The sequence below is a fragment of the Melioribacter sulfuriphilus genome (assembly GCF_052656625.1).
The window spans coordinates 212,309-233,296 of the sequence record NZ_JBQXXK010000005.1 but is presented as its reverse complement, the minus strand read 5'-3'; the positions used below and the strand labels follow the sequence as shown (position 1 = coordinate 233,296).

The following is a 20,988-nucleotide window of genomic DNA, read 5'->3' as shown; positions in this document are numbered from 1 at the left end:
TTATTCCCACGAAGCAGTATTTTGCAGAGCGTCGCTTCTGAGGTCTCCAATTGTACCGTATCCGTCGGGGCATTCGATATAATACCTTTGACCAATGACTCTAATAGTATCGATATTAATAATTCTTCCTCTGCGATCAATTATAGTATCGGCAGAGATGGAAGTATCGACCTGCAACAGGTACGGTTTACCAGATTTTGGAGAATGCGTTATTGAATCCCAGACGAGATTTCCATCTGCTAAATTGACAAATGGATTTGTGGATTTTCCCGTAATCGAATCGACACCTTCAATTGCTTTCTTAACCGAAGGGTCATTTTTCAGGAAAGCTATCAGACTGTCGATCGAATCGGTGTAACGATTGTACTTTTTGTGCCATAGTCTTTCAGCGGCTCTCAGATTCGACATTCTAAGGCGCGATTCTTGTTTAAAGAATTGCTCCTTTTCAAGAACTGTCTTCGGATCGAGATAAGCTACTTTTATTAATACAAAGACCAGAACAGCTATAATTGCATAGAGTATTGCATGGATGTACCATGGTTCAGACTTGTAAGACATTATTCCTCCGATAAATCTTCTTTTTTTACAATAATTTTGTCTTTTATCGTCTCGAGTTTTGAGATTCCAATACCTTTTACTTTCAGCAAATCTTCAATTGAATTAAATTTGCCGTATTTGTTTCTGTATTGGACTATGGCTTCGGCTGTTTTAAGTCCGATGCCTGGCAGCTTAATGAGTTCGTCAATACCTGCATTGTTAATATTTACGGCGACAAACTCAGATTCTGCCGTATTATTCTTATTAACCCGAATTTTAGCCTTTCTAAAATCTAAAAGTTCCTGTTTAATATCAACACTATTTTCGATTATTTTTGATTCATTGACCAGGTCATCTAACTCTATGTTGTTTAAAAATAAGCTGTCGTCTTGCTTATAATTATAGAGCAAGGCTTTATTGCCGTGTGTTCTGAGGTAATAATTGAATACGCCCCCGATAATCAGAAAGAAAATTAGATAAAAGATAACCCGGATTTCTGACTGAGTAAACCCGAGTTTACGCGTGAAATTGTAAATTAGCCCTATTACGCACCTCAACCAAAGTTTAGTACTAATTTAAGTTATAATTTAATAATATACAAATGTCAATTATCCACTTTTATATTTGGCATATTCATCAACTCTTTCAAGAGTTCTTTTTCCCTTGCATTGACTTTATTTGGGACATGTATATTGATGCGTACTAACTGGTCGCCTGCTCCATGGCTATTGAGGTGCTGAATTCCTTTTTCTCTCATGCGTAGAAATTTGCCGGGTTGAATTCCGGGTTCAATTTTAAGTTTGGCTCTTCCCGTTAAAGTCGGCACTTCCACTTCCGTTCCAAGTACAGCTTCGGGAAAACTAATTGTAAGTTCGTATATAACGTCGTCGCCCTCTCGAGAAAAGAATTCATGTGGTTGTTCCTGAAAAACGACTATAATATCGCCTGCAGGACCACCATTTTTTCCAACATTTCCTTCACCGCGTAGAGTCATATAACTGCCATCATGCACTCCGGCTGGCACATTAACTTTAATTGTAGTCTCTCCATAGATTCTTCCCTCGCCAGAGCATTTTGAGCACGGTTCTGCAACAACTTTTCCTGAGCCTCCGCAATTATTACACGTGGTTATATTTACGAACTGTCCAAAGATCGATTTGGATACTTGACGTATTTCTCCGCTGCCGTTACATACGCTACAAGTTCTATATCCCGTTCCAGCTTTAGCACCTGTGCCTCCGCAGGCGTCACACTTCATATACTTTTTGAGTTTAATTTTCTTGGTTGTGCCTCTCGCTATCTCTTCGAGTGTTAGTTTTAGATTTATTTTAATATCGGAACCTGGAGTACCTGTAGAACGTCTTTGAGTCCTTCTAGTAGACGTGCCGCCAAAGAAGTCATCAAATATTGAAGAACCACCAAATGCCCCTCCGAATATATCCGAGAAATGACTGAAGATATCGCTGACGTTGTCAAATCCGTGAAAGTCCTGACCACCTTTCAATCCGCTGTGACCGAAGCGGTCATACTTAGCTCTCTTTTCGGCATTACTCAAAACTTCATAAGCTTCGGCAGCTTCTTTGAATTTTTCTTCGGCATCTTTATCTCCAGGATTGCGGTCGGGATGATATTGCATTGCCAGCTTGCGATATGCTTTTCTAATTTCTTCCTCTGAAGCGTCCCTGCTCACACCCAATATTTCATAATAATCTCTTTTGGCCATATTATTTTCCTTCCTCGTTATTTTGATTTTCAGGAGAATCAGCACTTACTATCACTTTGGCATGTCGAATTACTTTATCTTTGTAAATGTACCCTGGCTCAACAACGTCGACAACTGTGTGAGGAGGCAAACCTTCGACAGGCTGTTGCATCAAAGCTTCGTGCATTTCGAAGTCAAAAGGTTGACCTTTGGCATCTATTTTTTTTACTCCTTGAGCTTCCAGTGTTTTTGTAAATTTCTCGAATACCAGCTCGAGTCCCTTCTTCATCGCATCATAATTATTAATATCGTTAATATGCGACAGCGAGCGCTGCAGGTCGTCGTAGACAGTTAGAATACTTTTAATGAACGGCTCTGCTGCATATTTAATTATATTGAGCTGATCTTGTTCCGTGCGTCTTTTGTAGTTTTCGAATTCTGCTACTTTTCTTAAAAGAGTATCTTTTAATTCAGAATTTTCTTTTTCGAGTTGTTCTAATTTTTCATTTAATTCTTTAATAATGTCTTTCTCCTTTTCGTTTTCTTCATTTTGAGACTCGGTTGTGGTCTGAGTTTGTTCTGATTCTTTGATTTCCTTTTCTTGATTTATTTTAACTTCTTCTGTTTCTTTTTTGACGGTCTTCTTTTTCATAGTCATCTCTGTTTTGTTAACTCCTCGGTTAATTGGTTGGCTACATAAACCACCGCAGCAATGATTTTCGAATAGTTCATTCTCTTTGGACCCATAATTCCAACAGTTCCTTCAAGGTCGCCAATTTTATATTCCTTAGTAATCATACTGTATTCGCTCAGTTTTTCATCCTGATTTTCTTTACCAATTGTAATTACCAGGTCGTCTTTATGGGATTGTCTTTTTTTATCGAGCACGTGAATTATGATATCTTTATTTTCAATCAGTTCAATAACGCTCTGGAGTTGTTCATGGTCAGCAAATTCGGGCTGCTTCAGGATATTCTGAGCTCCTTTAACCACCACTTTATCGCTGCTAATATCCGTAAAAATACGATCTACTGAATCGAGAAAAACACGGACAATTGGTTTATATTTCGTTTCCTCAATATCCTTAATTCTTTCAGCGATAGTTGCGCGGATTTCAGAAAATTTTAATCCCGCGAGCCGCTCGTTCAGGTAATATTCGACTGCGTCAATATTTTCTTCGTCAATTTCAGCATCGAGTTCAAGTGTTATGGTTCTTATCAAGCCTGACTCAATGGCTACAACGACTAAAATTCTTGTTGATGACAACCGGACAATTTGAATTCTTTCGAGCTTTGCCTGTTCAATTTTAGGATAGGTAACCATTGCAAGCTGGTCTGTAAGATTACTCAATATGGTCGAGGTTATAGTGAGTAAATCCTCGGTTTCAAAAGAAGAACGAGCGCTTAGATTTGTATCGATAACCTCTTTAATTTTACTATCAAGATAAGGCGGCTCCATCAAAGAATCGACATAGACACGATATCCTTTGTCAGTCGGAACACGACCAGCTGAAGTGTGGGGATGATCGAGGTATCCTAATTCTTCGAGATCCGCCATAATATTCCTTATTGTTGCCGGCGAAAGCCCGATATTGTACTTTTTAGAAATATTCCTCGAACCGACTGGACTTGCAGTCATAATAAATTGATGAATCACAAACCTCAGTATTGCCTTTTCTCTATCCTTCAATTGATAGTCTGACATAACTTTACCATACTACTTAAGATCGTACCTGCAAAAATACCAAATTTAATAGAATTATACATTATTAGATAAAAACTACAATCAGGCGTTGCGTGTTACAAACTGAGACAGAGGAAAGTTTCCAATTTTAATGCTTATATTTGCAAATAAAAATAATCGGGGATCGACAAAGTGGCAATTAATTACAAAGAAGCCGGGGTTAGTATCGAAGCTGGCGAAAAGACTGTCGAAAAAATTAAAGGATATGCAAAATCAACATTTAACAAAAACGTATTGAGTGGAATAGGACACTTCGGAGCTTTTTATCAAATTGATTTGAATCGCTGGAAAAATCCCGTACTCGTTTCAAGCGTTGACGGCGTAGGTACAAAAATTAAAATTGCTTTTAAAATGAACCGGCATGATACTATCGGGCAGGATCTGGTAAACCATTGCGTCAACGACATCGCCGTTTGTGGCGCCGAACCCCAATATTTTATGGATTATCTGGCATTCGGAAAACTTGAGCCCGAAAAAGCCGAACAAATTATTAAAGGATTTTCGGTCGCATGCAAAGAAAATGGAGTTGCTCTTATTGGAGGTGAAACCGCTGAAATGCCCGGACTTTATTCTCCTGATGAATATGACTTATCGGGTACTATCGTAGGCATTGTTGAGAAAGAAAAAATAATCGACGGCTCAACTGTAAAAAAAGGAGACCAACTTATCGGACTTCCTTCAACAGGATTACATACAAACGGATATTCGCTTGCTCGTAAAGTTCTCTTCGACAAGTACAAACCAGAAGATAAATTTGACGAATTCGAAGGCACTTTAGGCGAGGAACTTCTGAAAATTCATAAGTCGTACTTAAAAACGATTAATCTATTAAAAGAAAACCTGACAATTGCCGCCTTTTCTCACATTACCGGCGGCGGAATAATAGGCAATACAAAAAGAGTTGTTCCTGAAAACCTTTCGATTAAAATTGATTGGAATGCGTGGGAGGTTCCACCGATATTTAAACTAATTCAGAAAATCGGAGAAATCGACGATGCTGAAATGAGACACGTTTTTAATTTAGGCATTGGTTTAATTGCCATTCTGGATAAAAACGACACAGATAAAGCTCTCGAATTGCTCAAATCGATAGGTGAAAACGGTATAATCATTGGTGAAATTGTATAACCATAGGAAGTTATAAAAATGTATATAGATACACATGCTCATTTATTCTATCCCAATTTTAATGACGACCTCGAAAATGTAATCCAGAAAGCACGACAGGCTGGCGTCGATTATATCCTTGTACCTGCAACCGACCTTGCATCGGCGGCTCAGGCAATCGATCTTGCAGAAAAATATGACTTCATATATGCAGCTGTCGGTATCCATCCACACGATACAAATGAATGGAACGATTCACTGGTCGATAACTTAAGAGAATTATCGAAACACAAAAAAGTTGTTGCAATTGGCGAAATTGGTCTCGATTATTATTACGATTTTTCTCCCAGAGAAAAACAAATCAAAGCTTTCGAAGCTCAAATTGAATTAGCACTCGAACTGAAACTTCCAATAATCGTACACAACCGCGAAGCTTCCGAAGATTTAATGAAGATTATCGAAAAATATAAAGACACTCCTCTCAAAGGTCAGTTCCATTGTTATTCAGGGAGTCTGGAAGAAGCCCGCAGATTAATAGAACTGAGGCATTTCGTTTCTTTTACAGGGAATATAACATTCAGTAAAGCCAATACACTCAGAAATATCGTGAAAAAGATTACCGTCGAAAATATGCTTCTTGAAACCGACTCGCCGTTCATGACACCTGAACCTCACAGAGGTAAAAGAAATGAACCCTCTTATATAAGATTAATTGCCGAAAAGATTGCGGAAATTCATCAATTAACAGTTGAAGACGTCGCAAGGACTACTTCTTATAATGCATTTAAACTTTTTGGTATCGGAATGAAGCCGAAACTTAGTTTCACGTATAAAATAGGAAATTCACTTTACATTAATGTAACCAACCGTTGCAACGCAGACTGCATCTTTTGCGACAGGAAGGGCGATGCGGTGATTAACGGCTATAATCTTAAAATGAAAAAATCGGAAGAACCCGAAGCCCACGTCTACATAAAAGAAATTGGCGACCCAAAACAATATAAGGAAGTTGTATTTTGCGGCTACGGCGAGCCCACAATTAGATGGGATGTCGTAAAAGAAATTGCACGTTACGTAAAAGAAAATGGCGGTAAAACACGACTAAATACAGACGGACACGGAAATTTCATCAACAAAAGAGATATAACTCCTGAACTGGAAAATTTAATTGACGTAGTATCGATAAGTTTGAACTCTGTCGACCCCGAGCAATACGCAAAATTGATGCGAGTCGATCCTTCAATGCACGCAGAAATGCTCGACTTTGCTCGCAAAGCTAAAAAATATTCACGGGTGGTAATGTCAATCGTAGGCATCAACGGTGTAGACGCCGAACGAGCTAAGAAATTTGTCGTCGAAGAACTCGGAGTCGATTTCAGGGAAAGAGAATATTTTTAGATGATAAAGTGAAGATAAAATTAATATTAGTAATAACATTTTTCTGTTCCTCCATCTATTCACAGAAATTAGAAAATAAGACAGCGTCTCAACTTGATTCAATTCTTGCCAGTCCATTTTTTAATAATACAATAGCCGCAGTAGAAGTCTATGACTTGACTGAGGACGTCAATTTATACGAAGTCAATAATAAACTTCTTCTGAGACCTGCTTCAATTACAAAACTATTTACAGCGGCGGCTGCACTTATTTTCAACAGCGACTTTGAATTTTCAACCGAATTTCATACACACGGTGTTTTTCATGACTCAGTTTATTATGGCGACATTTTTATAAAATGCTCAGCCGATCCTCTTTTGACAGATAGAGATTTATTGACATTTATAGCCGAACTGAAAAACAGAGGCATCAATTCGATACAAGGCAATATTTTTGCTGATATAACGGTAGTCGATTCATCAAAATGGGGCAAAGGATGGATGTGGGACGACGATCCTTATTCTTTTGCACCTTATGTTTCTGCGTTTAATTTGAATGGCAATTCAATATCAATTGCAATAGAGAGAAACGAGAGAGGTACAATTGTACGTCCACTTATGGAATCCCGCCATATCAAAATTATCGACAATCTCAAATATGCTGAAGAATGTAAAAATAGCATTGAGCCGCAGCGATTTTTACACAACGATACAATAGTAATTAAATTGAATGGCCATATTAATTCTGAATTCAGTTCCGACACTATTAAGATCAGCATCAATAATCCAAACAAATTTTCTTTAAATCGTTTTGTGGAACTTCTCCACCAGGCGGGAATTAATTTTAAAGGCAATGTCGACTTTAAAAAGCATGACAACTGCGATGAAAGATCATTTGAAATAAAGAGGCACATCGATACGGTACTTACTCAAATGCTCAAGGAAAGCGACAATTTATGCGCCGAATCGATATTAAAAATAATTTCTTCGTGTTGTTATAATCCACCTTACTCAACCGAAAAAGGGCTTGCATTAATCGACAGTCTAATGTCTTTAATCGGGATCGATAAAGACCAATATAGAATTGTAGATGGTTCGGGATTGTCGTTTTACAATTTGATTAACGCCGAAACTATCACAAAACTGTGGCAATATTTATATAATGATGAGCCCGACATTTTTGTGAAGATATACAACATGCTTCCCATTGCCGGCTACGACGGGACAATAAAAAACAGGATGACAACACCCGACCTCCGTCGCCGTTTTAGAGGAAAGACCGGAACATTAAGCGGAATTAGCAACCTGAGCGGTTTTATACGCGATAACAACAATCATCTACTGGCGGTTACACTTTTTTTCCAGAATTTCACAAACAGGAGAAAAGAAGCTTTTAATATTCAGGAAAAAATAATAGAATTATTATCAAAAAAGACAGGACGAGAATGAAAAATTATAAACAAGTCATACTTACTGCAATTCCTCGTAATTACGAATTGCTAAGCGGTTTATTATGGAATCTTCCAATCGAAGGAATCAATGAAACGGAAACTTCATTAATAATTTACTACGATACTTCGACACAAATTTCTATCGATGATTTTAAAAAAGTTCTGGATGAGTCTGTAAAAAATAACTTGATAGAAAGTTACGATTTATCTGAGACCGAATTAGAAAACAAGAACTGGAACGAGGAATACGAAAAGAATGTAAGGGTAATAGAAGTGACCGACAAAATAGTTATTAAACCTTCATTCAAAGAATACAATGCGCGTGAAGATCAAATAGTAATAACAATCGATCCCAAAATGTCTTTTGGTACGGGCGAGCACGAAACGACAAAACTAATGATTGAAATGATAGAAAAGTATATTTCACCAGGCATAAAAGTACTTGACGTTGGAACAGGTACAGGTGTACTTGCCATAACAGCCGTTAAATTAGGAGCAGAAAGTGCAATCGGAGTTGACAACGATGAATGGTGTCATTTAAACGGAAATGAAAATAGAGCACTCAATGGTGTGGAAGATAAAGTAAAAATTGTGCTCGGAGAAATAACTGATATCGACGAAGGGCATTTCGATATAGTACTGGCCAACATCAATAAAAATATTTTGCTCGATATAGCCGACGAAATTAAAAAGAAAGTTAAGAAGACCGGCTTAGCCATACTTTCCGGTCTTCTTAATGCTGATGAGAATGATATCAATAATCGATATAAAAGTATCGGATTTCGTCCTATCGATAAAAAATCGATGGGCGAATGGCTTTCAATCGTATATCGCTTAGACCAATAATTTGTCCAGAAGAGCGCTTAATTGTTTTTGCTCGCTTTCAGTTAGACCCGAAGTGAGATTGGCTAATTTTTCAGTGTACTCAGGCAAAATACTTTCGACTTTTTTTCTGCCTTCAGGTGTAAGCTCGCCCAATATAACCCTTCTGTCCTCTTTAGAATGAATGCGCCGTACAAATCCTTCTTTTTCGAGATTATCGACGACGCAGGTTATGTTGGCACCGGTTACCATCATTTCGTCGCTGATTCTTTTCAATGGCACCGGACCGGTTCGGCTCAGTATTTCGAGAACTGCAAATTGAGGCGCAGTTAAATTTTTCTCGAATACGTATTTTGCCTGGACCTTACGAATTTTATCGGCAGTACGGCTCAGTTTTTCAATCAGCTTCAAAGCTGCTTCCGTTTTTTCTAATGACATTATTTACTCCTTAGTTTAATTATTACGATCGATAAAACCAGGTCCCCATCCCTCTGAAAAAAATATGAGTTTCTTTCATCTGAATGATAACTTATAAAATTTAATTGATAAAAAAAAGTTAAATTGTCATTCCTCTCTTTTCTTTTTATATATCTTTATCTTTGGTACTAAATTAGTATTTTTTTAGTATTTTTCTATGAGAAAATTAAAAATAAATTTGATATATAACAATAAAAATTTTTTGCACTTTATTAATTCTTACAACACTAAAAGCTCGTATAGTAATAATATAGTCTATTCCTATATAGAAGAAATAGACGAAAAGAGTTACAAATCTTTATTTAAAAAAATAAAAGATATTAACTCATGGTTTTACTTCAATACTCTTGCTGAAAAAAAATCTTTCCTTGCCTTCGGAAATTTATTCATTGAAGGGAAAGAATTCATTTCACGGCATGAAATCAATCTTGATATTCGAGTACCTACCTTCTTCGGCGGAGCCATGTTCCCACTGCCTCAAAAAACAAATTTGTGGAACAATTTTGAAAGAGAGGAATGGTTTGTGCCGGAATTTATTCTAATGAAATTTGAAAACAAATTCTACCTGACAAGCAACTTCAACAGTGCACTTCAGAAAAAAATTGACTCAATAAATTATTTATCCCAAAGATTGAATGAGCTGACAAAAAATAAAAAGACAGCCGACGAATCTACAAATTTTATCAGCGGAGATGTCGACTATAGCATGTGGAATCGACAAATCAGCTTAGCACTCGAGCAAATAAAAAAAGGTTATATAGATAAAGTTGTACTGGCAAGATATCTTGTAAAGCCATTTAAAAAAGAAGCGGATCTATCTCAAATAATATCAAGTTTGGAGGAAAGTTATCCCGACTGTTATATATATTTATGGCGTCGAAACAATTCGATTTTTTTCGGAGCTTCGCCCGAAAAATTTATTTCGATAAGAGAGAAGAAAGTATCAATTGACGCTTTGGCTGGTTCTGCCATGCGTGGCAAAAACGAAAAAGAAGACGAAGCAATAGCCCTTCAATTACTCAACGATTCTAAAAATTTATACGAGCATAATGCGGTACTTTCATATATTTTAGGTAAAATAAATAAATTCAGCTCAGAAATTCATTACCCGGAAAAACCGAAAATAAAAAAGTTACAAAACATTCAACACCTATGGACACCGGTAACTTCAGTCATTAGTAATGAAGTTTCTGCTGACGAACTAATAAAGTCTCTTTTTCCGACACCTGCGGTTTGTGGTTTACCAAGGGAACGAGCTCTTGAACTAATTGAAAAGTCAGAAATGTTTGATAGAGGACTTTATGCCGGCATTTTAGGCTGGAAAGACGTTGAAGGTAATGCAGAGTTGACAGTTTCAATACGTTCCGGATTAATAAAAAATAATCAATTATATCTTTTTGCCGGATGCGGAATTGTCGCTGGTTCGGATAGCATGGAAGAGTTTAAAGAAACAGAACTAAAATTAAAACCTATACTTAATTTATTTTATTCATGAAAATATCTGTTAATCGAAACACTCTCTGGAGTGAACTTTTCGTAAAGCGGCTTGAGAAATTGGGAGTTAAGAATGCCACAATCTCACCGGGCTCTCGCAGCACTCCATTAACACTGGCATTCACAAATTCTAAAAAAATAAAAACATTTCAGATAGTGGACGAACGTTCAGCAGCTTTTTTTGCACTCGGTATGTCAAAAAAAACTGGCTATCCTTCTGCTATTGTAGTTACATCCGGTACGGCAGTTGCCGAAATTTACCCTGCTATAATCGAGGCTTTTTATCAGCGTGTTCCTTTAATTGTTTGCACTGCCGACAGACCTCCAGAACTCCGTAATTCAGGTGCAAACCAGACAATCAATCAGGATAACATATTTCGAAATCACATAAGATTATTTAAGGATGCCGGACTTCCTGACGTTAAATATGCGAGCTTGTTATCATTAATAAATACAGCGGATGAACTGTTCAACACTTCTTATTATTACGATAGAGGTCCTGTGCACATCAATTTCCCGTTTGCCAAACCTTTTGAACCCGATTCTTACACGGACAAAATAGAGAGCGCTTTGCTCGATAAATTATCTACAATTAAGCTTCCTGAGTTAAAACCCCAAATAAACGACATTGTTAAATTCAACAGTATAATCGATAATCTTGAGAGCCATCGTCGGGGACTCATTTTGCTTGGTTACAACAATTACGATGCAAAATTTATAAAAGCAGTAATACGATTGTCGAAAAAACTCGGTTATCCAATTTATGCCGACGCAGCCTCGGGTTACCGATTTGGAAATCATCGTAAAGATACGATAATCGAAAATTTGACTTCGCTGCTCCATTCAAAAAAATTCAGGAACTTTTTCAACCCTGAAATTATTTTGCAGTTTGGAGGTACGCCCACTTCAAACATCGTGCTTCATTTTTTCAGAGATTCATCGGCCAAAAAAATCCTAATTAATCGCTATGGCGATAGGTTTGATCCTTCATTGACTGCCAGAACAATACTGAACATGCAACCATATAACTTTTGTATCAAAGCGCTCGAAACTTTAAAGGGCAATCCTGACAACCGATGGTTCAATAAAATTATTAAGCTGAATAAAGAAGCTGAAGAGATAAAAAAATCGTTCTTCAAAAAGAGTAAAATTTCTTTTGAAGGATTAATACCCGCCACTGTATTCGAAAATCTTAAAGGTGAATTTGATGTAATGGTTTCAAATAGTCTGCCAATAAGGGACAGTGATTTTTTTGCATCGAATCAAAATAACAAAATAACATTACATTGCAATCGTGGCGCAAGTGGAATTGACGGGATAACTTCGACGGCGCTCGGCATTTCTGCTGTTTCAAAATCACCTACTTTATTGATCACAGGCGATATGGCTTTTTATCACGATATGAATGGACTCCACAATTCAATGAAGTTCGGAATTCCACTGACAGTTATTTTAATCAATAACAATGGCGGAGGCATTTTTGAATCGCTTCCTATTTCACGTTATAAAAAAATCTGCAAAGAAAATTTTATTGCACCTCTTAATCTAAACTTTCGTAAATTTGTCGAAGCATATGGCGGTAAATTTATTACTGCAAGTTCCAAAGCAAAGTTTATCCAGTATCTGAAAGCTTCCTACACAAACCGCCGTCTCACTGTAATCGAAGTTAAAAGCGATGCCGGCGATTCAAAAATATTAAGGACGAAATTCTGGCAAAAGATAGCAGAGAAAATCGACTTCTTAATTGATGAGGCTGAAAATAGATAACATCCATATTAACTATATTACAGGTGAAGGTAGAAATTCTTCTGGAATTCCCATCCTGTTCATTCACGGTTTTACAGGCAGTTCGAACGATTGGAAATTCCTGATGAACAGATTGCACCCCTCTTATTTTCCCATTGCTATCGACCTGGTAGGACATGGTAAGTCAGATTCTCCCGACGATCCGAATTTCTATACTTGCAGCACAATAGTAAAACATATCGACGTACTGATGAAATATCTGGGTTATGATCATTTTATTCTTTGCGGATATTCAATGGGAGGAAGAGCCGCACTCTCCTATGCTTTGAAATATCCCGGCAATCTACTTGCGCTTATTCTCGAAAGCTCGTCAGCTGGAATTGAAGATTATAATGAGAAAAAAGATAGAGTCGAGCACGATTTTCTTCTTGCTGAAAAAATTAAAAGTAATGGTATCGATACCTTCCTGGAGTTTTGGTTCGACCAGCCACTGTTCGAAAATTTGAAAAAACTTAAAAACTTCGAACAAATCAAGAACGAAAGAAAAAAAAATAATGTTATTGGTTTATCTAACTCACTGATGGGATTCAGTAATGGTTTAATGCCAAGTTACTGGTCTAAACTTAAAGACATTAATTTCCCTGTGCTTTTAATCAGTGGAAGTTTAGATTATAAGTATACGGAAATCTCATTAAGAATGAATAAAATGATTCGAAACTCGATACACAAAACAGTGGAAGGTGCAGGTCACAACGTACATTTAGAAAAGCCTGAAGATTTTGTAAATTTACTCAACACATATTTATCAAAAATTATCGACGGAAAAATATCATGAAGTTTAACTGGATAAAAGCCAAAGATTATCAGGATATTATTTACGAAAAGATGGATGGCATTGCCAAAATTACGATTAACCGTCCTGAAAAAAGAAATGCATTCCGCCCTGAAACCACAAAAGAATTATACGATGCATTTAATGATGCTCGAGAGGATTCTTCAATTGGAGTGATTCTTTTGACAGGCAAAGGTCCAGCAAAAGATGGTAAGTATGCTTTTTGTTCTGGAGGCGATCAATCGGTACGTGGCGATAAGGGCTACGTTGGAAAAGACGGTGTTCCACGTTTGAATATTCTCGATGTTCAAAAACAAATCAGGAGCATTCCTAAACCTGTAATTGCGCTGGTTGCTGGATATGCAATTGGAGGAGGTCACGTGCTTCACGTAGTTTGCGACCTTACAATTGCAGCTGACAATGCAATTTTTGGTCAAACCGGTCCGAAAGTGGGAAGTTTCGACGGTGGATTTGGAGCCAGTTATCTTGCCAGAATTGTTGGTCAGAAAAAAGCACGCGAAATCTGGTATCTCTGCCGTCAATACAACGCTCAGGAAGCATACGAAATGGGATTGGTAAACAAAGTTGTTCCCGTCGATCAACTCGAAGAGGAAGGTGTTAAATGGGCGAAAGAAATACTCGAAAAAAGTCCGCTGGCAATTAGACTTCTAAAATCGGCATTCAATGCAGAATTAGATGGTCAGGCTGGTATTCAAGAACTGGCCGGCAATGCCACTCTGCTCTATTATATGACTGACGAAGCGCAAGAAGGCAAGAATGCATACAATGAAAAAAGAAAACCCGATTTTTCAAAATTTCCGCGGGTACCATAACTATGAGCAATTCCACTACTATTTCCAAAATCGATGCGTGGATACTTGCCAGTAGACCGAAAACTTTACCGGCTGCTGTAGTACCCGTTATTGTAGGTACCTCAATAGCCGTTTACGACGGCATGTTTAATCCTGTGGCAGCTCTTTTTGCCCTTTTATGTTCAATCTTGATTCAAATAGGTACCAACTTCGCAAACGACCTTTACGATTATTTACATGGCACCGATAAAAAAGAAAGAACAGGTCCACAAAGAGCGGTAGCATCTGGATTAATTTCCGTCAAAGAGATGAAACTCGCTGTTGCATTTACATTTGGACTCAGTTTTATTATGGGATTATATCTTGTATATCTCGGAGGCTGGTTAATTCTGGTTATTGGAATTATTTCCATAATAGCTGGAATCGCTTATACTGCTGGACCACTCCCCCTTGCTTATAATGGTTTGGGCGATATAGCAGTGTTTCTGTTTTTTGGTTTCATCGGAACTACAGGAACATATTATGTCCAAACAGGTCGGATTTCCCCACTTGCTTTCTGGGCTTCTGTCCCTGTTGGAGCATTAATTACCAACATTCTTGTAGTAAATAATTACCGCGATAGAGAAGAAGACCGATTGAATGGCAAAAATACATTGGCCGTATTAATGGGCGAAAAATTTACTCGATATCAATACATCTTCTTTATGATTCTATCGTATACAGTCTTGTTTGTTGTATACTTTACTTATAAAAATACTCTTACAGTATTTTTACCTCTGTTAAGCCTGCCCTTGTCAATTAAATTAATCAGGATGATATTCACGTTAAAGGGAAAAGAACTAAATCGTACTCTTGAACTTACCGCAAAACTCTCTGCAATTTACGGAATACTATTTGCGGCTGGTATACTGTTATGAAAATTGGCATCGATAAATATTTTAAATTTACCCTCAAGTTTAAAAACACTTTTTCAAATGCCACTACCAACTTCAATCAAAAAGAATTTCTTATAATTAAATTCGAAATTGACAAACATTATTTCCCTTATGGAGAAGTAAATTTAGCTTCTGATTCCAATCCGCAGAATATTATTAATGAATTAGTCTCATTGCTTAGCGATCTGCCCGAAAATCCTGCAGATTGTATCGAATATATAAAAACAATGAAAATTGAAGATTCGCTTCGTTTCGGATTAGAGCAAGCGCTGCTATTTTATCTTCTAAAGAAAAAGAATCTTTATTATAGGCCATTAACAGAATTACGCACTCTTAACGTGAATGCCATTATCGATTTAACCGATATTGACGCTGCACTGAAAAAAATTGCCACAAAAGTAAACGCAGATTACTCCGTAATTAAAATCAAAGCAGGCAGAGACAATTTTAATGACGATTTGAAATTATTAAAAAGCATAAGCTCTCTTTATGGTGAGAAGATTATTCTGCGCCTCGATGTCAACGGTAAATGGGACTACAATGCAGCTTTAGACCGCCTGCCTTCATTAGAAAAATTTAATATCGAATATATCGAAGATCCTACGTGCAGTTTAGATGACAACTTAAAATTAGCAAACAATAGTAAAGTGCACATAGCACTCGACCAAACTTTGCCCGACTTTAACGAAACATTAGACATTTTACAGAATTACGACATCAAACATATTGTCGTTAAACCGTCTATCCGTTTCGGCATCTTTAAAACTATCGACTTAATTAATTATGCACGAAAGCTAAATAAACAAACCGTAATCTCGTCGGCTTTTGAAACAACTCTGGGCAAATCCGTTTTGACATTTATTGCCTCTTTTACGATGCCCGAATCAGTGCATGGCCTTGATGTTTATGATATGCTCGAAACATCGTTCTACGATCCGTTCCCAATTAAAAAAGGTAAAATTGAATTTGATTTTTCAGCTCTTGATAAAAATTTTGAAGAAGTATTTAGATCAATAGAAACTAACTGGAAGAATTATATTGATTGAAAATAACAATCACTGGCTTTTATCTGCAGTTCAAAATTTTCCATCATCTGTTGCAGTAGAATATGAAGACCGGAACTATACATATACAGAAATTTATGAGACGGTTACAAAAATTCTTCGGTCTTTACAAACCTGTGGTATTAAATCGGATTCTACGGTTGGATTGTTAATAAAAAACCAATTTAATTTTTTTATAATTGTGAATGCACTGTGGCTTTCGGGTGCTGCAGTAATTCCACTTAATTACCGGCTTACTCCAAATGAATTGAATGAGTTATTAAAGAAGATAAAACCCGACATATTATTGCACGATAGCAATGTTGAACTGTTGGAAATTGATATTCCTTCAATCGAAGTAGAGTCTTTGTTTCTCAATAATGCAGGCGAAGAATCGATAGCACATCAGTTCAATTCATCTCGAGTTGCTGTTATTATGTTGACTTCGGGAAGCAGTGGAATGCCGAAAGGGATTGTCCATACGTTCGACACTATTTACAAAAGTGTTCTATCTTTTTCAGAGTTTTTCGATCCAGCTGAAGAATCCCGCTGGTTGGCTTCGTTACCTTTTTATCACATCGGTGGATTTATGATTTTCTGCCGGTCACTTATTTTGCGTCACAAAATTAAGTTGCTTCAGGATCCTTCTTTTGAATCGGTGAAAAAAATACTGAAGGAAGAGAGTTTCGATTTTTTATCGCTGGTACCAACTCAATTGAAAATTCTAATTGACGAAAATTTCCGACCGGTTGCCAAAACAATTTTTCTCGGTGGTGCGCCTGCCGAATTTGAATTACTAAGCAGAGCTCTCGACGCAGGCTGGAACACCGTGAAGGTTTATGGGTCCACCGAAACATGCTCAATGGTTACAGCACTGGAAATCAGAAAACATAGAGATAAAATCGCTTCATCCGGTAAGCCAATGCCCGGCTGCGAAATTGTAATAATGCAAGGCGATAAAGAGTTACCAGCTGGTGAGTCTGGAGAAATTTACGTTAATTCACTTTCTAATTTTATTGGCACGAAATACCCTGAGGAAATTTATCGTACTGGAAAATATTTCCGTACTGGCGATTGGGGATTTATTGACAAAGACGGATTTCTTTACGTTGAAGCACGTCGCGATGATATAATAATCACAGGCGGCGAAAACGTAAGCTCACGAGAAGTTTTAACTGCACTCTTAGCACTCGAATATATCAAAGATGCGTATGTATTTGCAGAAAGTGATCAAAAATGGGGCAAACGAATTTCAGCCGTTGTCGTTATTAAAAAAAATTTTGAAATTAATGAAACAAAAATTAAAGACGATTTAAGAACGTTCCTTTCGTCTTTTAAAATCCCCAAGAAATTTTATTTCCTCTCCGAAATTCCCCGCAATGAAATGGGAAAAATAAATTTGAAAAAATTATTAAAACTATTGAATCAAATGTAACTTCAGCACTTTTCTAAGGTCATCTGGAATTTTCATTTTTTTAAAATTCGTGTCGACGGCAATGTGAACTGTACGTCCTGTCGCTACAAGTTCTTCCTTCTCATTAAAAACTTCATAACTAATTTCATAAGAAGAATCCCTTAATTTCGTTACCGTTACATTAATCGTTACGGCATCAAACGGTATTAAAGGCTTATAAAAATCTGCTTCTGAATGAATTACAGGTAGAAGAATTTCATTACCTGTAAAATATTTCTTCAGTTCGTTGCTCACTAAAAAATCCTCGTATGCGGCATGCAAATATCTGTGCAGATTCCCGTAGAATAAAACTCCGGCTGGGTCAGAGTCATAAAAGCGAATTGTCTGTTTGAATTTGTGCATATCGAATACCCATTTGATTTTATTAGCTTTATATTTGTCCCGATAAATTTAACTATGATAATGAAATATAAGTTAATAAAAATAATATTCTTCCTCATTCTTCCGATAATATTATTAGCTCAATCGAAACCGGAACTTAGAAAAGAATATTATAAAAACGGACAGGTTAAATCCGAAGGTTATTATGTCGACGGGAAAAAAGAGGGCATTTACCGTGAATATTATGAAAACGGTCAACTATGGAAAGAGTGGAATTTCAAAAACGGCCTCGAAGAAGGGATTTCTGTCTGGTATTTCGAAGACGGCACAAAGAGTATGGAATGGAATTATGTTAATGGCAAACTTGAAGGTGTATCCAGATGGTACTACGAATCAGGCGAACTATGGGCAGAGCCAAATTATGTAAACGATAAATTAGAAGGATTCAGTAAAACTTATTACAAGAGCGGAGCCATTCAGGGCATCTGGAGTTACCGAAATGGAAAATTAAACGGCGTTTCAAAAATATTTTATGAAAATGGTCAACTCGAAGTCGAAAGAAATTATGTAGACGACAAGCTCGAGGGAATAAGCCGGGTTTATTACGACTTCGGCGTGGTTGCTCTCGAGGCTAACTACAAAAACGACCTACTCGACGGCAACTCATATTTTTATTATCCAGACGGTTCTATAAAAGTTATCGACACTTATGTCAATGGTCAGATAGTAAAACGTGAAAGATATGACGTAGGTGGGAAATTCGACAAAGTTGAAGAGAGCTTTTCAGATTATTATGATAATGGTACTTTAAGGGCTACCCTGCACTTCAAAGAAGGCAAACTTGACGGTAATATTGTTCGTTATTACGATACTGGGTTCGTCAAAGAAGAAATCCATTATAATAATGGTCAAGCAGAAGGCGAAGCACGTTTCTATTATGACGGCGGAATATTGAAAGAGATAGCAAAATTTAACTTTGGAATGAAAAACGGCCTGGCAACACTTTTTAACGAAGACGGAATTAAAATTGCTGAGATTAATTATGTGAATGGCATGCGGGAAGGCGAGGCTAAAACATTTTATCCAAGCGGCAAAGTAAAAAGCATTATGTTTTATAAAAACGACAAACTTTCCGGCTACGTAAAAACTTTCTATAAAAACGGGAATATCAAAGCCGAAGAATTTTTCCAGAATGGTTTGCGACAAGGAATTTCAAAATATTATCATCCCAATGGTAAGCTTGCAGACTTTATTACATACAAAGATAATCTGATTAATGGCAAAGCATTTACATACGATGAAGAAGGTAATCTTATTCGAGAACAGTTTTTTAACCAGGGAGAACCACTCGAATAATCTTGTTATCCAAACAATTCATTTTCCACTATCTCACAGATTATGTGTGCGATTGTTATATGTCCTTCCTGGATTCTTTGTACATTTTTTGATGGAACAACTATTGCTACGTCAACCATCGAATACAATTTACCTCCGTTACCACCGAGCATTCCGATCGACTTCAAGCCTTTTTCTTTCCCTTTTTCTACAGCTTTTATAACATTGACCGAATTGCCACTCGTCGAAATTGCTATTAGAATATCTCCTTGGTTGCCAAGTCCTTCGACATTTCGTGCAAAAATGTTTTCAAATCCAATATCGTTACCACCCGCAGTTAAATTAGAAGAATCGGTAGTTAAAGCAATTGCCGGCAATGCAGGTCTTTCGATATGGTGACTAAGTCTTACCATTAATTCAGTTGCAATATGCTGGCTGTCGGCAGCACTGCCCCCGTTACCGCATAACAATACTTTCTTACCGGAGAGATACGCTTCTTTAATCAAATCGACTGCTTTGAATATATCTTCTGCACATTCTTTTTCTATATTTAATTTTGTTTCGGCACTTTCCTGCAAAGAATCTTTTAAAAATTGATTTCTATTGAACATTCGTTATTTTTCCATTTATTATTCTATTCAAAAATAACAAACTTTATTATAATTCATTTAATAAACAGAAGATACTATGGCAAAAAAGAAAAATAATGCAGAGTTACACGATTTCCCCTTATTTTGCGATTACACGTGTAAGTATGCCGATTTTACAAATCCGGAGGCAATCGGTGCCTGCAGAAAAGAATTGGCCGTATGGTGTAAATATTTTAAGAGGTACAACAACAAGAATAATAAATGCCTGGCTCGTAAATAACTTTGTATCGAACCTCTTTCTTTGGTTAAATCTGATAGATTTCATAAGTTGCGTTTATTATTAAAAAAACAGATATGACAAAATCAAAGAAATTACTTTTCTGGATTATTGCTTTTTTGATAACATTATCATCTGCAGTTTATCAACGAATGACCGGGCCAACCTATCCTTACAAAAACCAAATTGAGTTTGCGAACAGAATAATTGAATACAAATTACTCAGAAGCCACAGTTCAGAAAATGATTATCAAATTTCAATCGATACAAAAGGAGCTAAGATTAAAGGGATGGTTTTCTGGCGGAGGTACAAATTCGACAAAGAATACTATAAGATTGAAATGAGTGGCGACTCAATCTTGACAGCTTCCTTGCCCAAGCAACCTCCCGCAGGCAAACTCGAATATTATATCCTACTTCGCAATAATGGGAATACCATTTATCTTCCACCCGACAAAACAATAGTGATTCGTTTTAAAGGTGATGTTCCCTCAATCATTCTTATTCCACATATAATAATTATGTTTTTAGCGATGTTATTTGGTGTGCGAACGGGATTGGAAGCATTTGTCAAAAATGGCAATTTGAAATATTACACGCTCGCCACAATACTCCTTTTGTTTGTCGGAGGTTTTATACTCGGACCTCTAATGCAATATTACGCTTTCGGAGAGTTCTGGACGGGTTTACCTTTTGGCTACGATTTAACGGATAATAAAACTCTCGTGGCAATGGTCGGCTGGATTGTTGCTTTTCTGAAATTGAAAAAATCACCTGCATCGGAGAAATGGGTCATTGGAGCTGCATTGTTGATGTTTATCGTTTATCTCATACCACACAGCACTTTAGGCTCGGAACTGGATTATAGCAAGTTAAACAATAACTTTTGATACACAATACAAATCCTAACAAAA

The 20,988-nt window shown here is 36.9% G+C and carries 22 protein-coding genes; 14 read left to right on the top strand and 8 right to left on the bottom strand.

What is annotated here, in order from left to right:
- The 5 genes from ACUN8G_RS08325 to hrcA are packed head-to-tail and all read right to left on the bottom strand — an operon-like array spanning position 1 to position 3,943.
- A complete protein-coding gene (locus tag ACUN8G_RS08325) occupies positions 1–558 on the bottom strand; it encodes a hypothetical protein (RefSeq protein WP_437346219.1) in 558 nt (185 codons plus the stop codon).
- Entirely contained in the window at positions 558–1,094 is a 537-nt protein-coding gene (locus ACUN8G_RS08320) for a ComEA family DNA-binding protein (protein WP_445480928.1), read from the bottom strand. Before ACUN8G_RS08320 ends, ACUN8G_RS08325 begins: the two co-directional genes overlap by 1 nt.
- 47 nt (positions 1,095–1,141) lie before the next feature.
- Positions 1,142–2,260, bottom strand: a complete 1,119-nt coding sequence (gene dnaJ, locus ACUN8G_RS08315) for a molecular chaperone DnaJ (protein WP_437346221.1) — start codon at positions 2,258–2,260, stop codon at positions 1,142–1,144.
- A gap of 1 nt (position 2,261) precedes the next feature.
- Positions 2,262–2,891: a nucleotide exchange factor GrpE gene (gene grpE, locus ACUN8G_RS08310; RefSeq protein WP_437346222.1), complete on the bottom strand. Its 630-nt coding sequence runs from the start codon at positions 2,889–2,891 to the stop codon at positions 2,262–2,264.
- 2 nt (positions 2,892–2,893) lie between these two features.
- Positions 2,894–3,943, bottom strand: coding sequence for a heat-inducible transcriptional repressor HrcA (hrcA, locus tag ACUN8G_RS08305; RefSeq protein WP_437346223.1), 1,050 nt, complete (start codon positions 3,941–3,943; stop codon positions 2,894–2,896).
- Between the two features lie 177 nt (positions 3,944–4,120).
- On the opposite strand from hrcA, the gene purM reads away from it, so the two are divergent.
- Genes purM through prmA form a run of 4 tightly spaced genes read left to right on the top strand, consistent with a single transcriptional unit; the run spans position 4,121 to position 8,762 of the window.
- Positions 4,121–5,110, top strand: a complete 990-nt coding sequence (gene purM / locus ACUN8G_RS08300; RefSeq protein ID WP_437346418.1) for a phosphoribosylformylglycinamidine cyclo-ligase — start codon at positions 4,121–4,123, stop codon at positions 5,108–5,110.
- An 18-nt stretch (positions 5,111–5,128) separates the two neighbouring features.
- Complete coding sequence (locus ACUN8G_RS08295; RefSeq protein WP_437346224.1) at positions 5,129–6,487, top strand: TatD family hydrolase; 1,359 nt, start codon at positions 5,129–5,131, stop codon at positions 6,485–6,487.
- Positions 6,488–6,495: 8 nt separating this feature from the next.
- Complete coding sequence (gene dacB, locus ACUN8G_RS08290; RefSeq protein ID WP_437346225.1) at positions 6,496–7,914, top strand: D-alanyl-D-alanine carboxypeptidase/D-alanyl-D-alanine endopeptidase; 1,419 nt, start codon at positions 6,496–6,498, stop codon at positions 7,912–7,914.
- Positions 7,911–8,762, top strand: a complete 852-nt coding sequence (gene prmA / locus ACUN8G_RS08285; protein WP_437346226.1) for a 50S ribosomal protein L11 methyltransferase — start codon at positions 7,911–7,913, stop codon at positions 8,760–8,762. The genes dacB and prmA overlap by 4 nt, the downstream gene beginning before the upstream one ends.
- On the opposite strand, the gene ACUN8G_RS08280 is transcribed toward prmA, so the two are convergent.
- Positions 8,751–9,176, bottom strand: coding sequence for a MarR family winged helix-turn-helix transcriptional regulator (locus ACUN8G_RS08280; protein ID WP_437346227.1), 426 nt, complete (start codon positions 9,174–9,176; stop codon positions 8,751–8,753). The genes prmA and ACUN8G_RS08280 overlap by 12 nt on opposite strands.
- Before the next feature lie 196 nt (positions 9,177–9,372).
- Here ACUN8G_RS08280 and ACUN8G_RS08275 point away from each other — a divergent pair, with 196 nt between their 5' ends.
- From ACUN8G_RS08275 to menE, 7 genes are read left to right on the top strand one after another with little or no spacing between them, the layout of a single operon-like run.
- On the top strand, positions 9,373–10,710 hold the full coding sequence (locus ACUN8G_RS08275) for an isochorismate synthase (protein ID WP_437346228.1): 1,338 nt from the start codon (positions 9,373–9,375) through the stop codon (positions 10,708–10,710).
- Positions 10,707–12,476 (top strand): 2-succinyl-5-enolpyruvyl-6-hydroxy-3-cyclohexene-1-carboxylic-acid synthase, encoded by a 1,770-nt coding sequence (menD, locus tag ACUN8G_RS08270; protein WP_437346229.1) that lies wholly within the window; start codon positions 10,707–10,709, stop codon positions 12,474–12,476. Before ACUN8G_RS08275 ends, menD begins: the two co-directional genes overlap by 4 nt.
- Positions 12,457–13,290, top strand: a complete 834-nt coding sequence (gene menH / locus ACUN8G_RS08265; protein WP_437346230.1) for a 2-succinyl-6-hydroxy-2,4-cyclohexadiene-1-carboxylate synthase — start codon at positions 12,457–12,459, stop codon at positions 13,288–13,290. Before menD ends, menH begins: the two co-directional genes overlap by 20 nt.
- Positions 13,287–14,120: a 1,4-dihydroxy-2-naphthoyl-CoA synthase gene (gene menB / locus ACUN8G_RS08260; protein WP_437346231.1), complete on the top strand. Its 834-nt coding sequence runs from the start codon at positions 13,287–13,289 to the stop codon at positions 14,118–14,120. The genes menH and menB overlap by 4 nt, the downstream gene beginning before the upstream one ends.
- Before the next feature lie 2 nt (positions 14,121–14,122).
- Positions 14,123–15,016, top strand: a complete 894-nt coding sequence (locus tag ACUN8G_RS08255; RefSeq protein ID WP_437346232.1) for a 1,4-dihydroxy-2-naphthoate polyprenyltransferase — start codon at positions 14,123–14,125, stop codon at positions 15,014–15,016.
- On the top strand, positions 15,013–16,080 hold the full coding sequence (locus ACUN8G_RS08250) for an enolase C-terminal domain-like protein (RefSeq protein WP_437346233.1): 1,068 nt from the start codon (positions 15,013–15,015) through the stop codon (positions 16,078–16,080). Before ACUN8G_RS08255 ends, ACUN8G_RS08250 begins: the two co-directional genes overlap by 4 nt.
- A complete protein-coding gene (gene menE, locus ACUN8G_RS08245) occupies positions 16,073–17,512 on the top strand; it encodes an o-succinylbenzoate--CoA ligase (protein ID WP_437346234.1) in 1,440 nt (479 codons plus the stop codon). Before ACUN8G_RS08250 ends, menE begins: the two co-directional genes overlap by 8 nt.
- On the opposite strand, the gene ACUN8G_RS08240 is transcribed toward menE, so the two are convergent.
- On the bottom strand, positions 17,495–17,893 hold the full coding sequence (locus ACUN8G_RS08240; protein ID WP_437346235.1) for an acyl-CoA thioesterase: 399 nt from the start codon (positions 17,891–17,893) through the stop codon (positions 17,495–17,497). The two genes, menE and ACUN8G_RS08240, sit on opposite strands and share 18 nt — an antisense overlap.
- Positions 17,894–17,953: 60 nt before the next feature.
- Here ACUN8G_RS08240 and ACUN8G_RS08235 point away from each other — a divergent pair, with 60 nt between their 5' ends.
- The gene (locus ACUN8G_RS08235) at positions 17,954–19,228 is read left to right on the top strand and encodes a toxin-antitoxin system YwqK family antitoxin (protein WP_437346236.1); all 1,275 of its coding nucleotides are present in this window, start codon (positions 17,954–17,956) and stop codon (positions 19,226–19,228) included.
- Between the two features lie 5 nt (positions 19,229–19,233).
- Here ACUN8G_RS08235 and ACUN8G_RS08230 read toward each other — a convergent pair whose 3' ends face one another.
- On the bottom strand, positions 19,234–19,818 hold the full coding sequence (locus tag ACUN8G_RS08230; protein WP_437346237.1) for a D-sedoheptulose-7-phosphate isomerase: 585 nt from the start codon (positions 19,816–19,818) through the stop codon (positions 19,234–19,236).
- Between the two features lie 76 nt (positions 19,819–19,894).
- Between ACUN8G_RS08230 and ACUN8G_RS08225 the strand changes: the two genes are divergently transcribed.
- Both ACUN8G_RS08225 and ACUN8G_RS08220 read left to right on the top strand, forming a co-directional pair.
- Positions 19,895–20,077: a hypothetical protein gene (locus ACUN8G_RS08225; RefSeq protein ID WP_437346238.1), complete on the top strand. Its 183-nt coding sequence runs from the start codon at positions 19,895–19,897 to the stop codon at positions 20,075–20,077.
- 74 nt (positions 20,078–20,151) lie between these two features.
- Positions 20,152–20,964, top strand: coding sequence for a hypothetical protein (locus ACUN8G_RS08220; RefSeq protein ID WP_437346239.1), 813 nt, complete (start codon positions 20,152–20,154; stop codon positions 20,962–20,964).
- The last annotated feature ends 24 nt before the right edge of the window (positions 20,965–20,988 follow it).

Coding starts and splice junctions, on each gene's coding strand:
- ACUN8G_RS08325 (WP_437346219.1), bottom strand. CDS start 558: ATGTCTTACAAGTCTGAACCATGGTACATCCATGCAATACTCTATGCA.
- dnaJ (WP_437346221.1), bottom strand. CDS start 2,260: ATGGCCAAAAGAGATTATTATGAAATATTGGGTGTGAGCAGGGACGCT.
- grpE (WP_437346222.1), bottom strand. CDS start 2,891: ATGAAAAAGAAGACCGTCAAAAAAGAAACAGAAGAAGTTAAAATAAAT.
- hrcA (WP_437346223.1), bottom strand. CDS start 3,943: ATGTCAGACTATCAATTGAAGGATAGAGAAAAGGCAATACTGAGGTTT.
- ACUN8G_RS08295 (WP_437346224.1), top strand. CDS start 5,129: ATGTATATAGATACACATGCTCATTTATTCTATCCCAATTTTAATGAC.
- prmA (WP_437346226.1), top strand. CDS start 7,911: ATGAAAAATTATAAACAAGTCATACTTACTGCAATTCCTCGTAATTAC.
- ACUN8G_RS08280 (WP_437346227.1), bottom strand. CDS start 9,176: ATGTCATTAGAAAAAACGGAAGCAGCTTTGAAGCTGATTGAAAAACTG.
- ACUN8G_RS08275 (WP_437346228.1), top strand. CDS start 9,373: ATGAGAAAATTAAAAATAAATTTGATATATAACAATAAAAATTTTTTG.
- menD (WP_437346229.1), top strand. CDS start 10,707: ATGAAAATATCTGTTAATCGAAACACTCTCTGGAGTGAACTTTTCGTA.
- menH (WP_437346230.1), top strand. CDS start 12,457: ATGAGGCTGAAAATAGATAACATCCATATTAACTATATTACAGGTGAA.
- menB (WP_437346231.1), top strand. CDS start 13,287: ATGAAGTTTAACTGGATAAAAGCCAAAGATTATCAGGATATTATTTAC.
- ACUN8G_RS08255 (WP_437346232.1), top strand. CDS start 14,123: ATGAGCAATTCCACTACTATTTCCAAAATCGATGCGTGGATACTTGCC.
- ACUN8G_RS08250 (WP_437346233.1), top strand. CDS start 15,013: ATGAAAATTGGCATCGATAAATATTTTAAATTTACCCTCAAGTTTAAA.
- ACUN8G_RS08240 (WP_437346235.1), bottom strand. CDS start 17,893: ATGCACAAATTCAAACAGACAATTCGCTTTTATGACTCTGACCCAGCC.
- ACUN8G_RS08235 (WP_437346236.1), top strand. CDS start 17,954: ATGAAATATAAGTTAATAAAAATAATATTCTTCCTCATTCTTCCGATA.
- ACUN8G_RS08230 (WP_437346237.1), bottom strand. CDS start 19,818: ATGTTCAATAGAAATCAATTTTTAAAAGATTCTTTGCAGGAAAGTGCC.
- ACUN8G_RS08225 (WP_437346238.1), top strand. CDS start 19,895: ATGGCAAAAAAGAAAAATAATGCAGAGTTACACGATTTCCCCTTATTT.
- ACUN8G_RS08220 (WP_437346239.1), top strand. CDS start 20,152: ATGACAAAATCAAAGAAATTACTTTTCTGGATTATTGCTTTTTTGATA.